Below are 14296 nucleotides of genomic sequence, written 5' to 3'. Positions count from 1 at the left end.
GTTAGACCTCGGCCTGGTAAGTGACCAAGCTGGTGCGGGTGCCGACCTCGTCGTAGAGCTTCTTGGCGGACTTGTCGTCTGCCGTGGTGACCCACTGCAGGGTGCGGTAATTGTGCGCCTTGGCGTACTCGCGGGCGAATTCCAGCAGGGACTTGCTCACCCCGCCGTCACGGACAGCCGAGGTGACGAAGAGGTCGTCGATGAACAGTCCGACGTCGCCGCTGAGGGTGCGTGGGAACGGTCGGTAGAGCGTGAATCCGACGAAGTCCCCGTTGTCGTCGACCGCGACAGCGCCGTCGAGGTCATGGTTCTTGTCGATGATCCAGCTCCACACACGCAGAGCCTTCTCGTCGGTCAGGTCGCTCTTGGAGAACTCGCTATACCCTTCGAGCAGGCCCAGCCACGGGAAGAAGTCTTTGTCGCCCAGCGGGCGGACCTTGATTGACATGCGGTTCTCCTTAGATTTCCGACACCGTGGCGAGCACGATATCAGTTACGACCAGCTCATCGGCCTTGACGAAGGTCAAGTCCGTGATCCGGCCTACTGCTTTCAAATCGGCGGCGACCTGCGCGAGCAGGGCAACCTCTGCTTCCGGTCCGCCGATGGTGGCGGAGACGACGGCAGACTTCTGTGACGCCTTCGCGTCGGTCTTCGCGCGGCGGATGCCCGTGAGCGCCCGGCTGGCCAGGTCCAGCAGCGCGAGGCTGTCGGCGTCCGGCGTCGTGCCAGAGGCGACCGGCCATGGGGCACGGTGCACCGAGTCGTCGTTGGACCACGACCAGGCTTCTTCGGTGGCGAACGGCACGAACGGGGCAAACAGGCGCAGCAGGGTCGACAGGGCGGTACGCAGCGCGGCGACGGCCGACGCCTGCTCCGGACCGGGCTCGCCGTAGGCGCGTTCCTTGACCAGTTCGAGGTAGTCGTCACAGAAGGTCCAGAAGAAGCTCTCGGCGGTCTCGAGCGCACGGGCATGGTCGAATGCGTCGAACGCGGCGGTCGCCTGGCCGACGACGACGTCGAGACGGGCGAGCATGCTCACATCGATGGGTTCGGTCACCGGTGCTGCGTCATCGCCGGCGAAGCCGAGGATGAACTTGCTGGCGTTGAGGATCTTGATCGCCAGGCGGCGGCCGATCTTGATCTGGGTGGGGTTCTTCGGGTCGAACGCCGCGTCGGTGCCCAGCCGCGAGGACGCCGCCCAGTACCGTACGGCGTCCGAACCGTGCTGACTGAGCACGTCGGCGGGAGTGACCACGTTGCCCTTGGACTTGGACATCTTCTTACGGTCGGGGTCGACGATGAAGCCCGACAGTGCCGCGTGCTTCCACGGCGATTCGCCGTGTTCGAGTTCGGCGCGCAGGAGGGTGGAGAACAACCAAGTGCGGATGATGTCCTGGCCCTGGGGACGCAGCGAGTACGGGTACACGAGGTCGAAGAGTTCGGGGTCGCGCTCCCAACCGCCGGCCAGCTGAGGGGTGAGGGACGAGGTGGCCCAGGTGTCCATCACGTCGACCTCGCCGACGAAGCCGTTGGCCGCTCCGCGCTGCTCGGCCGTGTAGCCGGGGGCCACATCCGAGGACGGGTCGACGGGTAACAGGTCGGCGGTGGCGATGATCGGCTGGTCGAAGACCGGGTTGGACTCGGCGTCGAGCGGGTACCAGACGGGCAGGGGAACTCCGAAGAAGCGCTGGCGGGAGACAAGCCAGTCACCGGTGAGGCCGTTGACCCAGTTCTCGTAGCGCACGCGCATGAATTCAGGATGCCACTGCAGAGCGGATCCGTGTTCGATCAGGCGGGCGCGAAGCTTTTCGTCGCGGGCACCGTTGCGGATGTACCACTGGCGGGTAGAGACGATCTCGAGGGGCTTGTCGCCCTTTTCGAAGAACTTGACCGGGTGCACGATCGGCTTGGGGTCGCCGATCAGGTCGCCGGACTCACGGAGGAGCTCCACCATGGCCTGCTTGGCCGAGAAGACCGTCTTGCCGGCAAGCTGGGCGTAGGCGGCCAGCGCGGCCGGGGTGACGATGACGTCGGGGGCCTCGGCGATGATACGGCCGTCGAAGCCCATGATCGCGCGGTTGGGCAGGTCGAGTTCACGCCACCAGACCACGTCGGTCACGTCGCCGAAGGTGCAGATCATCGCGATCCCCGAGCCCTTGTCCTTCTGGGCGAGGTGGTGAGCGAGAATCGGGATCTCGACGTCGAACACCGGGGTGCGTACCGTGCTGCCGAAGAACGGCTTGTAGCGGTCGTCGTCCGGATGCGCGACAAGAGCGACGCAGGCGGCGAGGAGTTCCGGCCGGGTGGTCTCGATCTCGATGGTGGAGCCGTCCGGCTTGTGGAAGGAGACCCGGTGGTACGCGGCCGGCATCTCCTTGTCCTCGAGTTCGGCCTGGGCGACGGCAGTGCGGAAGGTGACGTCCCAGAGGGTGGGAGCCATGGCCTGGTAGGCCTCGCCACGGTTGACGTTGCCGACGAAAGCGAGCTGGGAGGCGGTGATGGACTCCGGCGCGATGGTGCGGTAGCTCTGGTTCCAGTCGACGCTGAGGCCCAGGGTGCGCCACAGTTCCTCGAACTGTTTCTCGTCCTCGACGGTGAGGCGTTCGCAGAGTTCGATGAAGTTGCGGCGGCTCACGGGGAGCTGGTCGGCGGCCTTGGTGCTCTTGCCGTCGCCCCCCTCGAAGGGCGGCACGAAGTCGGGCGTGTACGGCAGCGATGGGTCGCAGCGCACGCCGTAGAAGTTCTGCACACGTCGTTCGGTGGGCAGGCCGTTGTCATCCCAGCCCATCGGGTAGAAGACGCTCTTGCCGCGCATGCGCTGGAAGCGAGCCACGACGTCGGTGTGCGTGTAGCTGAAGACATGGCCGATGTGCAGTGAGCCGGAGGCGGTCGGCGGGGGAGTGTCGATCGAGAAGATCGACTCCTTCGTGGCGGCCGCGCGGTCGAAGCGGTAGGTGCCCTGTGCTTCCCAACTGGTCTCCCACTTGGCTTCCAGCCCTTCGAGGGCGGGCTTTTCGGGAACGCGGTCAGCGTTGGTCATGACACTCCGATTCGGTTCAGCGGCACCGTGTCGATGGTGAGGTGCCTTCAGTACTGCTGAACCAATCTAGCCGATTCTGCGCCCGAGGCCGCACGACGAGGGGGCGAACGGGCTGATCCGAGCGAGGATCGCGACGTTGGCTCCCACCGAATCTGCCTTTCGGCGGACATCTGGCGGGCGGGCGGCGCGGTGCCGGGGCGGTCGCCAGAATGGCGAAGAATATTGACATGAAAATACTTCAGATTTAACTTGTGCGCGGTGGTGGGAGACCGCTAGTTTGAGCGAAGGGGCAACCGATTTTTTTGGGTCTACCGGGGAATTTCCTTCCTGACTGGGTCAACTCAGGGTTTCGATTGGGTCGCATACTGCGGCCTTCATTCTGGACCCCGGCCTGCCCTGAACCGAAGGATTCCGTCATGCGTAAACCCAGTACACTCGCCCGGCGTATTGTGACCGTTGGTGTTGGCCCGGCCGCCATCCTGCTCGCCGGCGCGATGGTGTTCCAGGCGTCGAACGCCGCCTTCTCATCCTCGACCCGAAACCCCGGCAATAGCTGGAGTACCGGAAGCGTGGCCCTCACGGACGACGACAACGGCACCGCCGGCTTCCAGGTCACCAATGTCACGCCTGGCGACACGGGCGAGAAGTGCCTCGTCGTGACGGCATCGTCGTCCGTCGCCGGGGTAGTCAAGGCCTATGTGCAGAACCTGTCGCCCTCGGCGCAGGGACTGGAGAAATACATCAAGCTGAAGATCGAACAGGGCACCGGCGGGAGCTTCGCCGACTGCACGGGTTTCGTCATCGACCCGGCGGTCCCGGTCCTGCCGGCAGCGTCGTTGGCCACGCTGTCCACGGTCAATAGCGACTACGCCACCGGTGGTAGCGCGTGGACGACCACAGGAAACGCCAGCGGGGAGTCCAAGACCTACAAGGGCACCTGGACCTTCGACGCGACCGGACTGACCCAGCTGCAGGTCGACGCGTTGCAGGGCGCCTCCACCAGCATCGACCTCGTCTGGGAGCTGCAGAACAGCAACTAGTTCGGCCATCCCACCACCAGGTAGCGCCCCGACAGATCAGGTAGCAGTGTCCCTCGACAGCGGATCCACCGACAGCACCGTCGGTCGCCAGCCCCGCGCCGTGCGCGGGGGCTGGGGATTCCTGACGATCGCCACCCTGTCGAGGGCCTACCTGGTGCTGATGCTTGCCCTGGGCGCCTGCGCCACCCTGCCGATGCTCACCGGCCTCACGGGTTCGATCGTGCAGAGCGGGTCCATGGAACCGCTGATCAGCACCGGCGACGTCGTGCTCTCCGAGCCCATGGAGGCCGACACTCCGCCGCCCCTCGGGCGCGTCGTGAGCTTCCCCGCCCCGGCCGGATCTGCCACCGCAGGCACCATGCTGCACCGGGTCGTCGGGGCCAACGAGGACGGGTCGCTCATCACGGCGGGTGACGCCAACCAGAGCGTGGACAGCAGCCCCCTGGACCGGGGCGACATTATCAGCCAAGCCCAGCTCCTGATCCCCTGGATCGGGCTGCCCGCCTTCTGGCTGACCACGACGGCCATTACTCCGCTAGTGCTGTGGCTGATCCTCACCGCCGCGGCCGTCGTCGTCGTCGCGCTGGACGGCGCCGCGAACCCCCGGCCGCGCCGGCCCCGTGGACGTCACTTCCGACCGTCCCGCCAGGGGAGGGGCCCGCGGGTTGCTCCGGCCGAACTGGCCGCAGTGGGAGTCGTTGCGACCCTGATCGCCGTCACACTGGTGGCGGCACCGCCAACCGAGGTGACCGCCGCCTTCAGCGCCTCCACAACCATGGCCGGCAGCTCTTGGGAGACCGCCGGCCCCGCAACCCAACTGGCCTTCACGACCGCCCCCTCCGGGTCAACCGGCGGCGTCGCCTGGGCCCGTCAACCCGTCGTGGCCATCCAGAACGCCGAAGGGGAAACCGCGTCGAGCTCCGCCAGCGTGGCCCTGACCTTGACCAATCCGGCTGGGGCGACCCTGGCCTGCGCGGCCAATCCGGTAGCCGCCGTCTCCGGCCGGGCGTCATTCGCCGGCTGCCGCATCGACCGGGCCGGAACCTACACCCTGACCGCCCGTTCCGGCGCACTTCCCGCCGCTGTCAGCGCCACATTCACCATCACGACGGGCCCGGCCTCGAAGCTGGTCTTCACGGCCCAACCGGGTTCCACATCGGTGGACACGGCCTTTGCCGTCCAGCCGGTACTGGCGATCCAGGATGCCGGCGGGAACACCGTCAGCAGCACAGCGGCCGTCACCCTGGGCCTGACCAGCGCAGCAGGGGCCGGCCTCACCTGTACGGCCAACCCGAGAGCTGCCGTGGCCGGAACCGCGACCTTCGCCGGCTGCAAGATCACCAAGCCCGGGAGCTACTCCCTGACCGCGACCGCGGCCGGGTTGACCGCGGCCGTGAGCGGATCCGTCGCGATCAGCGCTGGTCCCGCCGCTCGCCTCGTCTTCACCACCAGCCCGTCCGGCTCAACCGGCGGGAGAGCTTTTGGCACCCAGCCCGTGGTCGCCGTACGGGACGCGGGTGGCAACGCCGTCGCCACCACCATGCCGGTCACCCTGGCGATCACCACAGCGGCGGGGGCAACCCTCGCCTGCAGCGCGAACCCGGCCACGGGCACCGGGACCGTCGCATTTGTCGGCTGCTCTATCGGGCGGGCGGGCACCTACACCCTGACCGCCAGCTCGGGAACACTCACGGCGGCAGTGAGCGCAAGCTTCACCATCGCGGTCGGACCCGCCACGAAACTGGGTTTCACGTCGGCACCGAGCACGACCCGGTACAACACCACCTTTGACACCCAACCCGCGGTCGCGATTCAGGACGCCGGCGGCAACACCGTCGCGAGCACCGCCGCCGTGACCCTGAAGCTCACGACCGCTGCCGGGGCCACGCTGTACTGCACAGCGAACCCCAAGGCGGCAGCGTCCGGGGTTGCGACGTACTCCGGCTGCAGGATCGACAAGGCAGGCAGCTATACGCTGACCGCCACATCCGGCGTCCTGACCGCGGCTGTCAGTGGCAGCTACACGGTGACCCCGGGTCCTGCAGCGAAACTGGCTTTCAGCGTCAACCCCGGTGGGTCGACCGGCGGCGTGGCGTTCTCCGGCCAACCCACGGTCGTGGTGCAGGACGCCGGCGGCAACATCGCGACCGGCACCACGCCGGTGACACTGAGCCTGACCACCGCAAACGGAGCCACGCTGACCTGCACGACGAACCCGGTCTCCCCGCTGTCGGGCGCAGCCGCATTCGCCGGCTGCGCCGTCGACCGCGCCGGCAGCTACACGCTGCGGGCGGTGTCCGGCAATCTCACCGCCGCCACGAGCGCAAGCTTGACGGTCGCGACCGGGCCCGCAGCCCGGCTGGTCTTCGTCTCTTCACCAGGGTCGACGACCTCGGCGACCACGTTCGGAAACACGCCGGCAGTGACCGTGCAAGACGCAGGCGGTAACGCTGTCACCGCGACCGGGCAGGCCACGCTTGCCCTGACCAATGCTGCCGGCGCAACACTGGCTTGCGCGACAAATCCCGCGCCGTCGTACGTCGGTTGGGGATTCATCTTCTCGGGATGCAGCATCGACAAGGCCGGTACATACACACTCACCGCAACCGCCGGCACTCTGACGACCGTGAGTCCCGCATTCACGGTCACGCCCGGTGCCGCGAGCAAGCTGGTCTTCGTTGCGGCTGGGTCGGGTGGGTCGGTGAACCAGGTCTGGGGCACCCAGCCGAGCGTGGCCATCCAGGATGCCAGCGGCAACGTCGTTGCGAGTTCGGCCTCGGTCACTGTCAGGCTGACGACCCCGGCAGGCGCCACTCTCACGTGTACCAGTAACCCTCGTGCGGCGGTGTCCGGTGTGGCGGCGTTCGCCGGTTGCCGGGTGAATCGGGCGGGGAGCTACACGCTCACCGCGACGTCGGGGACCCTCGCGGCGGGGGTCGGCCCCGGTTTCACGATCGCTCCGTAGTCGTGGAATAGCGGAGTTCGCCCGAACCCGCCCGATCAGAACGGCGGATCGTCGGGCAGGTCGCTTGTCCGCGGCCGTGCCGGTGTCGCTGGTGGTTTGGGTGTGGGGGCCAGGGTGGGTGGTGGCCCGAGGGTGGTTTCGGGGTAGGTGCGGTGGGTTTCCCCGGCCGGGGAGGTCCAGCGCAGCACCCCGCCGGGTTCTTGCACCACGGCCCATAGTGTTTGGTGTTTGGGCCGGCGGTGGGCGCGGCAGAGGTGGGCCAGGTTGTCGAAGTCGGTAGGTCCGCCGTGTTCTCGGGCGATGGTGTGGTCGATATCGCTGCGGGATGCGGGCCGGGTGCAGCCCGGGAAACGGCAGGTGCCGTCCCGCAGCGCAACCCAACGGCGCATATCAGCGGGGGCTGTGTAGTGTTCTTTTCCGACCGAAAGCACGGCCCCGGTCTCCGGGTGGGTGAGTATCCGAATGAAGCTGGGGCAGCCGGCAGCGATCTCCCGGGCGGTGTCGGCCGGGATCGGCCCGTACCCTTCCAGGAATCCCGGTTCCATGGTTCGGCCCATCAGGGTGAAGACCGGGACGGTGACCATCACGCTGCCGCGGATGCCGCCGCCGGTGCCGGCGGGGGTGACCCCGTCCAGGACCAGGTCAGAGTGCCCATGCCATCGGCCCGACCCTCCCACCAGACCCCGCGTTCGGCAACCGCGGCGGTGGCCCGTTGGGTCAGGGTCTCCGGGTGCGCCCGCTCCCGCATCCGCCGGGCCTTCACCGCGAGCTTGCCGACCGTGAGGTCTTTCGCCACGGGCAGCAACCTCGCTTCGAACTCGGCGGCCTCCTCGAGCGGGGGGAAGCTGAGCTGCTCCATCAACACCTGGCCATGCCGGTAACTGATCTCGCCGGAACTCATCGCCGTCGAAGTGGCCTGCATCGGGCCGGCGAACAAGGAGGATTCACCGATCAGGTTCTCCGCCGTGCGATCAGCCAGGCGCAGCGAGCAGGCGACCTCGGTCGTGATGGTGCGGCGGGCGATTTCCTGGTCTTCCCACGCCGCGACCTTCCGCGGGCTCGCGTCGGCGTCGGTGCGGACCGGCCCGCGGGCCGACTCGGCGGCGTAGTCCGGGTTGAGCAGTTTCGCGGTGGCAGGGTCGGAGCTCCACCGCTGCAGCTCCGCGAGTGCGCGAGCACGTTCGGCGGTCGCCTTCGCGATCCTGCGGTGGGCCTTCCTGGCCTTGGTGACCTTCCGGGCGAGGGTGGCCTGCGCCTGCTCCTGCAGGGTGCGGCGGCGCCGGTGCGCCTGCGCGTGAGCGTCGGCATCGGGGCTGCGGGCGTCGTGACCCGGGTCCTCCGGGTCGGTCGGGAACTGCTCAGCTGGGCTGCTCATACCCCGATAATCGCACCGACCACCGACACTCCAGCCCCTCCAGAACCGGGTGGGGAAAGGTCCTCAAACCGGCCGCCTGTGGAGGAGTAGCGGGCTGGACGCATCAACGGTCCCTTCGCTCGCTACGATGTCCCCATGGCCTACCGAGGGGGATTCAGTGCCGGATGATTCAGCGGCAGCCCCGCCCGATTCTCCCGGCGCGACCCCGATCCCGCCGCCCAGGCCCGCCTTCTGGCGGGAGCGTATCCCCGGGTTCGCCGACCGGCTGCCGACTAAGTGGCTCCTGACCGCACTGACGACCGTGCTCCTCGGGCTGTCGGCCGTGTTCGGCGGCCTCTCTGACGCACCGGTCCAGGCTGCCCCGGTCATCGCGGCGGGTGAACGCCACGTCGGATCCGAGCTCACCGTCACCGTCAGCCAGGCGCTGCTCATCGACGCCTTTCCTGAGCAGTTGCTCGTTCCGGCCGAGGGCAACCGGCTGCTCGTCGTACGGGCGATGGTGGACAACACCACCACGGAGGCCATCCGACTGGGCACGGCCGAGTCGGACAGGATCCGGGTGGGCGGGGTGCCCGGTCTGCCCGAGGCCGAGCCGCCGACCCGTGTCCTGGTAATCGATGACGGCAGCGGCACGGTGTTCGCGCAACCCGGCGTGCCTGTCGAGGTCGTATTCATCTGGGAGGTTGCCGGCGACGCCGTGGCGAAGGGTGACTCCATCGACGTTCAGCTGCTCGACCGCGTGCTCATCAGCGAGGGCGAGCTCACCTACGGCGGACTGTACGACGACCCCGTCGTGACGGGCACCCTGGAGCTGGAGCTGGGCGACGTCGGGGCCGGGGTGTCGGGATGACCCCGCCGATCGCGCGCTGGCGGTATGCCGCGAACGGGGCGGCGCTGCTGGCCGTCCTGTCCGTCGCGTCGGTCGTCTTACACACGACGCCGAACCGGGAGCTGCAGCACTCACCGATGGTCGTAGCGGCGACGCTGGCGGAGCCGGCCAGCGGGCGTGACATTCGCGCCACCGTGCATTCCGTCGCGATCACGGAGGCGGTGACCGCCGGAAACGGCTGGGCCGGCAGCACGCCGGGCGTCTGGGTTGTTGTCGAACTCAGCGTCGAGGCTGTGGTGGAAGACCGGGACAGGACACTCGGCACGGCCGTGCTGCGGGTGGGTGACACCGAATACAGCGCCTCGACCCGGCCGGGGACCGCCACGCTCGTTTCAGGCAGGCCCGCCACCGGCATCCCATTGACCGGCCCGCTCATGTTCGAACTCCCCGCGGACGTCGTCTCGGCTCCGGCTGCGGAACGCGCCACCCTCGAACTCGCCAGGAATTCCGACCCGCGCGTCGACTCCCTGCTTGTGATGCCCGTGGATCTGGCCGCACTGGACGTGCGACCGAGCATCGATGTCGACTTGCCCCATTGGGGCGTCAGGTGAGTCGCGGCGGAGAGCGCGCGGGTTGGCTGAGGCGGAACGGCCGAGCGTTGCTGGCCATTCTGGTGCTCCTACCGGCGACGCTGGGGATCATGTTCGCGAACCAGTGGATCCGGTATGTCGAGGACGGGCCCAGCCGGTCGGTGAACGTCACAGCGGGCGAAATGCTTGAGTACGGCAACGCACGGTGGCGCATCGAGGCGACCGACAGGGTCAGCGCAGACAGCGCAGCCGGGCGTGAGCGTGACCTCCCGGCCGGCACCGACCTGATATCCGTCACGGTCGAGGTCGACCCGACGGGCACAGGGCCGGATGGCGTGCCGGACGGGTGCACCGCACGGCTGGAGGAATCCGGTGGCGGGACCGTGACGCGGAGCTGGTCGAACGCCAGCCAGGGTGCGATCGACCTCGGCCCCGGAGGGCCGTCGCTCACCTCCTGCAGCTCAGACCTGAGCACCCGGTATTCCTTCGTGGCGGAGTTCGTGGTGCCCGCCGAGGCGGGGGACTCCTCGTCCCTCACCGTCAACATCTCCGTCCCGGGCGTCCTGCCCGAGTACGCCAGGTTCGCCGTGGACTGACCTGCCAGGTGCGGGTTACACGGTCGTGCTGACAGGTTCCGCGAGGGCGGCTGCCTGGCGCCGCTCGCCCAACCGGCGCAGGCAGTAGTCGTAGCCGGCGGCGATGAGACAGATGCGCAGCGGCTCGAGGAGGACCTCGATGGCGAAGATGAGGCCGTCGTCGACGATCATCCACCACGTCACGAGGTCGTGGGCACCGATCAGCCGGGTCGCGCCGAACCCGATCCAGGCCCCGGCGGCTTCGATCACGGTGTAGGCGAGCACGAAGATACCCATCGGAACCACCCCGGCCCGCCACACCAACGTCAGGGCGTTCGCGAGCGGCTTCCAGCGGCCCACGAAGCCGGTGCCGACATCCGCAAATCGGCGGGAGACGGCCCTGGGCACGCGGGCATAGCGGATGCGCACCCGGTCGGAGTAACGGTTCTGCGGCACCCTGATGAGCAGTGGGCCAGTGGTGAGGGCCCGGCCGTAGACGATGCCCGCGAGCGCGAGCCAGGCTACGGGGAGCAGCACGAGGGCGCCGGCCTCGCCGATCGCCCAGGCGATGCCGTCCCAGGCGACCCCGATGGGGGCGAAGACGTCTCCCAGCGCGGCGCGCAGATCTGCTATCCAGTGCATCGCCGCCCGGTTGGCGACCCACGACTCGAAGTCGTCACGGTAGTTGCTGATCAGGAACAGGGTGAGATAGACCCAGACGGCCTCGAGGTACACGGTCACCACGGCACTCCAGCGCGGCAGTCTGGCGCTGTACCGCTTGAGCAGGAATCGCCCGGTGAATGCGACAGCGATCGCCGTCGCAGAGGCCCAGGTGAGCTCGAGGTTGAGCACCCCGGCCGAGTTGTCGGTGTCGTCGAACGGGTTGATCTTGGCCAGTGCCGAGGCCGCGTACTGCAGGGTGTCCTCCGCCAGGAACTGCCAGGCGGCGTAGAAGGCGAAGAAGGGCAGGACACTGGCCAGGAACAGGTCCTGCATGCTGGGACGCGTGGTGACCGGGGCGTCCTCGGTGCGGTCGATGGCGTCGTCGCCGGCCTTGGCCAGATCGTCGAAGGCGGGCATCCCTTGTCGCAGCACCAGGAACATACCGATGAAGCTCGCCAGCCGGGCGAGGATGGCGACGGGCATGATGAGGAACGCGGTCAGGGCGTCCGTGGTCCCGACCAGGGCGGCGACCTCGATCACGAGGTACCGCGCCAGCCATCCGGCCAGATACAACGCCAGCAGGACCGGCCACCTGGAGGCGGCCAGCCGAAGCGTTGAGGTCACGATGGAGAACACATGGCTCAGCGTAGGGTACCCGCGGGTTCACGGCAGCCGGGGCACCGCCGCGAGTAACGCCTGTGTGTACGGATGCGTCGGTGCCCTGAATACCTCGGCGGCGGTGCCGGTCTCGACGATCCGGCCGTCGTTCATCACGGCGACGTGGTCACTCACGTGCTGGATCACCCCGAGGTCGTGGGAGATGAACAGCAGGCTCAGCTTCAGCTCGTGTTGCAGCTCGTCGAGCAGGTCGAGGACCTGGGCCTGCACACTGACATCGAGCGCGGAGACGGGTTCGTCGCAGATCAGGATCTGGGGGCTGGAGGCCAGGGCCCGGGCAATGCCCACCCGCTGGCGTTGCCCGCCGGAGAGGTCGGTGGGCCGGCGCTCCAACAGGGACTCGGATAGGCCGACATCGTCAAGAAGTGCGGACACCCGGGCGGGCATGGCGCGGCGCCCCGCCGAACCTCCTCCGGCGCTGCTCCCGGCGGCGGCGGCGACGGCATGGCAGAGGATCTCGCGCACGCTCAGCCGGGGGTCGAACGATCCCAGCACGTCCTGGTAGACCGCGCCGACCAGGGGCCGCCTGGCCCGGCGGTCGCGTTCGCGCAGCGTGCTCCACGCCTCGCCGAGCAGGCGCACTTCACCGGTGTCGGCTGCCGTGAGCGCGAGGGCGAGCCTGGCGGTGGTGGTCTTGCCGGAGCCGGACTCGCCCACGATGCCCAGGGTGCTTCCCCTCGGCAGCCGGAAGGACACCTCGGCGACGGCGCGGTGCACGGTGCCGAGCGGGCCACGGAACGACTTGGACAGCCCGATGGCCTCCAGGGCGCTGACCGGTTCAGCAACGGGCTTTGCCGCCGGGGTCCGGGACGCAACGCTGACGGGGACCCGCTCGGCCAGGTGCTCGGGGACGCGCGCGGGCGGGTGCGCCACGACGGGCTGCCGCACGGCCGTCGCCGGCGCGAGCCTGGACCCGCGCGGCCTGTCCACGGGAACCGCGGCCAGCATCCGCCTGGTCTCGGCGTGCCGTGGGTTTTGCAGCACCTCGGCCGTTGTGCCGGTCTCGATGATGCGGCCCTCGTGCATCACGGCGATCCGGTCGGCGATGCGGCTCACCACGGCGAGGTCGTGGCTGATCAGCACGATGGCCGTTCCCCGGCCGCGCACCTGCTCGAGCAGGTCGAGCACCTGGGCCTGCACTGTCACGTCGAGGGCTGTCGTGGGTTCGTCTGCCACCAACAGTGGGGGATCGAGGGCGAGGGCGGCGGCGATCAGCGCCCGCTGGCGCTGGCCGCCGGAGAGCTCCCCGGAGCGCCGGCCCGCGTAGAGCTCCGGCTGCGCCAGTCCTGCGGCGGCGAGGATCTCGAGGACCTTACGGCTGCGTTCGGTCTGGTCGAGGCGGGTGTGCAGGCGCAGCGAGTCGCCGATCTCGCGAATGATCGGGCGGAGCGGGTCGAGGGAGGCAAGGGCGTCCTGCAGCACCAGACCCACGTCCCGGCCGCGGCGGCGGCGCCAGGCTGCCTCCGACAACCCGAGCACGGACTCGCCGGCGAGGCTGAGCTCGTCGGCGCTGACCCGAGCGGCGGTGCCGGCCAGTCCGAGGATGCTCCGCGCGGTGACGCTCTTCCCCGAACCGGACTCGCCCACGATGGCCAGGCATTCGCCGGCGGGGAGCTCGAACGAGACGCCGCGCACGACATCGGCGGCGGACGCATCGCCGAAACCCACCCGGAGGTTGCGCACCCGCAGGGCGACCGCCGGGTGCGGGCCGGCGCAGCGTGAATCCGTGGCGCTCATGCGTGCCTCATCCGTCGTTCGATCGAGCGGCCGAGGGTCGTCGCGCACACAGCGGTGAGCACGATGAACAGACCGGGGAAGAAGCTCATCCACCAGGCCGAGGTGATGTAGGTGCGGCCGGCGGAGAGCATGGCGCCCCACTCGGCGGCCGGCGGTTGCGCGCCCAGCCCCAGGTAGCTCAGCGCGGCGGCCCAGACGATGGCCTGGCCGATGCCGAGGGTGCCGAGAACGAACAGCGGCGCCAGCGTATTGGGCAGGATGTGCCTGGCCAGGATCCGGCCGCGACCGAGGCCCTGCACGGTGGCGGCCTCCACGAACGCCGAGGAGCGCACCCGCAGCAGCTGGGCACGGATGATGCGCGCGTAGCCCGGCGCCGTGGAGAGCCCCACCGCCACAATGGCGCTGCCCGGACCCGGACCGAACACCAGGATGAACAGCAGCGCCAGCAGCAGCCCGGGAAACGCGAACAGCACCTCGAGGAACCTGTTGACCGTGAAGTCCACGGCCGCGCCGAGGGTGCCGGCGATCGTGCCGAGGACCGCACCGAGGCCGAGCCCGATCACGGTGGCGGTGAGGCCGATCAGGAGGGAGTCCCTGGCGCCGTCGACGACGCGGGTGTAGATGTCCCGGCCCGATTCGTCGGTGCCGAACCAGTGGTCCCACGACGGGGCGCCGAACGCGGCCAGCGGGTCGATGGCGAGCGGGTCGCCCGGGGCGAGCAGGCGCGGCGCGATCGCCGCGGTGAGCAGCAGCATGGCCACCAGCACGGCAGCGAGCTCCACCACGGAGGCCCGCATGCTGCC

General features: G+C 69.0%; 12 protein-coding genes. 5 read left to right on the top strand and 7 right to left on the bottom strand.

All coding sequences use genetic code 11. The features are described 5' to 3' along the window. Position 1 precedes the first annotated feature (1 nt). Together E3T19_RS10210 and valS are read right to left on the bottom strand one after the other, a co-directional pair. Complete coding sequence (locus tag E3T19_RS10210; protein ID WP_088456384.1) at positions 2-448, bottom strand: GNAT family N-acetyltransferase; 447 nt, start codon at positions 446-448, stop codon at positions 2-4. Positions 449-458: 10 nt separating this feature from the next. Beyond that, positions 459-3041 (bottom strand): valine--tRNA ligase, encoded by a 2583-nt coding sequence (gene valS / locus E3T19_RS10205; protein WP_088456383.1) that lies wholly within the window; start codon positions 3039-3041, stop codon positions 459-461. 416 nt (positions 3042-3457) lie between these two features. On the opposite strand from valS, the gene E3T19_RS10200 reads away from it, so the two are divergent. Both E3T19_RS10200 and E3T19_RS10195 read left to right on the top strand, forming a co-directional pair. Further along, complete coding sequence (locus tag E3T19_RS10200) at positions 3458-4081, top strand: hypothetical protein (protein WP_088456382.1); 624 nt, start codon at positions 3458-3460, stop codon at positions 4079-4081. Between the two features lie 46 nt (positions 4082-4127). Continuing rightward, complete coding sequence (locus tag E3T19_RS10195; protein ID WP_134408742.1) at positions 4128-7046, top strand: hypothetical protein; 2919 nt, start codon at positions 4128-4130, stop codon at positions 7044-7046. A gap of 35 nt (positions 7047-7081) precedes the next feature. Here E3T19_RS10195 and E3T19_RS10190 read toward each other — a convergent pair whose 3' ends face one another. Together E3T19_RS10190 and E3T19_RS10185 are read right to left on the bottom strand one after the other, a co-directional pair. Continuing rightward, complete coding sequence (locus tag E3T19_RS10190) at positions 7082-7630, bottom strand: HNH endonuclease (RefSeq protein WP_241980151.1); 549 nt, start codon at positions 7628-7630, stop codon at positions 7082-7084. After that, entirely contained in the window at positions 7630-8421 is a 792-nt protein-coding gene (locus tag E3T19_RS10185) for a hypothetical protein (protein WP_134408740.1), read from the bottom strand. The genes E3T19_RS10190 and E3T19_RS10185 overlap by 1 nt, the downstream gene beginning before the upstream one ends. A gap of 157 nt (positions 8422-8578) precedes the next feature. Between E3T19_RS10185 and E3T19_RS10180 the strand changes: the two genes are divergently transcribed. The 3 genes from E3T19_RS10180 to E3T19_RS10170 all read left to right on the top strand — a co-directional run bounded on the left by E3T19_RS10180 (position 8579) and on the right by E3T19_RS10170 (position 10436). Continuing rightward, the gene (locus tag E3T19_RS10180) at positions 8579-9271 is read left to right on the top strand and encodes a hypothetical protein (RefSeq protein ID WP_134408739.1); all 693 of its coding nucleotides are present in this window, start codon (positions 8579-8581) and stop codon (positions 9269-9271) included. Beyond that, a complete protein-coding gene (locus E3T19_RS10175; RefSeq protein WP_103479554.1) occupies positions 9268-9861 on the top strand; it encodes a hypothetical protein in 594 nt (197 codons plus the stop codon). Before E3T19_RS10180 ends, E3T19_RS10175 begins: the two co-directional genes overlap by 4 nt. 89 nt (positions 9862-9950) lie before the next feature. Further along, positions 9951-10436, top strand: a complete 486-nt coding sequence (locus E3T19_RS10170) for a hypothetical protein (protein ID WP_133159796.1) — start codon at positions 9951-9953, stop codon at positions 10434-10436. Between the two features lie 15 nt (positions 10437-10451). Here E3T19_RS10170 and E3T19_RS10165 read toward each other — a convergent pair whose 3' ends face one another. The 3 genes from E3T19_RS10165 to E3T19_RS10155 are packed head-to-tail and all read right to left on the bottom strand — an operon-like array spanning position 10452 to position 14290. Continuing rightward, positions 10452-11714, bottom strand: a complete 1263-nt coding sequence (locus tag E3T19_RS10165) for a hypothetical protein (protein ID WP_103479552.1) — start codon at positions 11712-11714, stop codon at positions 10452-10454. A gap of 27 nt (positions 11715-11741) precedes the next feature. Then, complete coding sequence (locus E3T19_RS10160; RefSeq protein ID WP_134408738.1) at positions 11742-13493, bottom strand: ABC transporter ATP-binding protein; 1752 nt, start codon at positions 13491-13493, stop codon at positions 11742-11744. Beyond that, positions 13490-14290 carry an ABC transporter permease gene (locus E3T19_RS10155; RefSeq protein WP_103479624.1) on the bottom strand — a complete coding sequence of 267 codons (801 nt, stop codon included), beginning with the start codon at positions 14288-14290 and terminating at the stop codon, positions 13490-13492. The genes E3T19_RS10160 and E3T19_RS10155 overlap by 4 nt, the downstream gene beginning before the upstream one ends. Positions 14291-14296: the final 6 nt, after the last annotated feature.

The organism is Cryobacterium sp. TMT4-31, from assembly GCF_004403385.1.
Classification (GTDB): domain Bacteria; phylum Actinomycetota; class Actinomycetes; order Actinomycetales; family Microbacteriaceae; genus Cryobacterium; species Cryobacterium zongtaii.
This window is presented reverse-complemented; position numbering and strand designations above follow the sequence as displayed.

Excerpts from the sequence above, each read along its gene's own strand:
- E3T19_RS10210 (WP_088456384.1), bottom strand. The coding sequence starts at position 448 with ATGTCAATCAAGGTCCGCCCGCTGGGCGACAAAGACTTCTTCCCGTGG.
- valS (WP_088456383.1), bottom strand. The coding sequence starts at position 3,041 with ATGACCAACGCTGACCGCGTTCCCGAAAAGCCCGCCCTCGAAGGGCTG.
- E3T19_RS10200 (WP_088456382.1), top strand. The coding sequence starts at position 3,458 with ATGCGTAAACCCAGTACACTCGCCCGGCGTATTGTGACCGTTGGTGTT.
- E3T19_RS10190 (WP_241980151.1), bottom strand. The coding sequence starts at position 7,630 with ATGGTCACCGTCCCGGTCTTCACCCTGATGGGCCGAACCATGGAACCG.
- E3T19_RS10185 (WP_134408740.1), bottom strand. The coding sequence starts at position 8,421 with ATGAGCAGCCCAGCTGAGCAGTTCCCGACCGACCCGGAGGACCCGGGT.
- E3T19_RS10175 (WP_103479554.1), top strand. The coding sequence starts at position 9,268 with ATGACCCCGCCGATCGCGCGCTGGCGGTATGCCGCGAACGGGGCGGCG.
- E3T19_RS10170 (WP_133159796.1), top strand. The coding sequence starts at position 9,951 with ATGTTCGCGAACCAGTGGATCCGGTATGTCGAGGACGGGCCCAGCCGG.
- E3T19_RS10160 (WP_134408738.1), bottom strand. The coding sequence starts at position 13,493 with ATGAGCGCCACGGATTCACGCTGCGCCGGCCCGCACCCGGCGGTCGCC.
- E3T19_RS10155 (WP_103479624.1), bottom strand. The coding sequence starts at position 14,290 with ATGCGGGCCTCCGTGGTGGAGCTCGCTGCCGTGCTGGTGGCCATGCTG.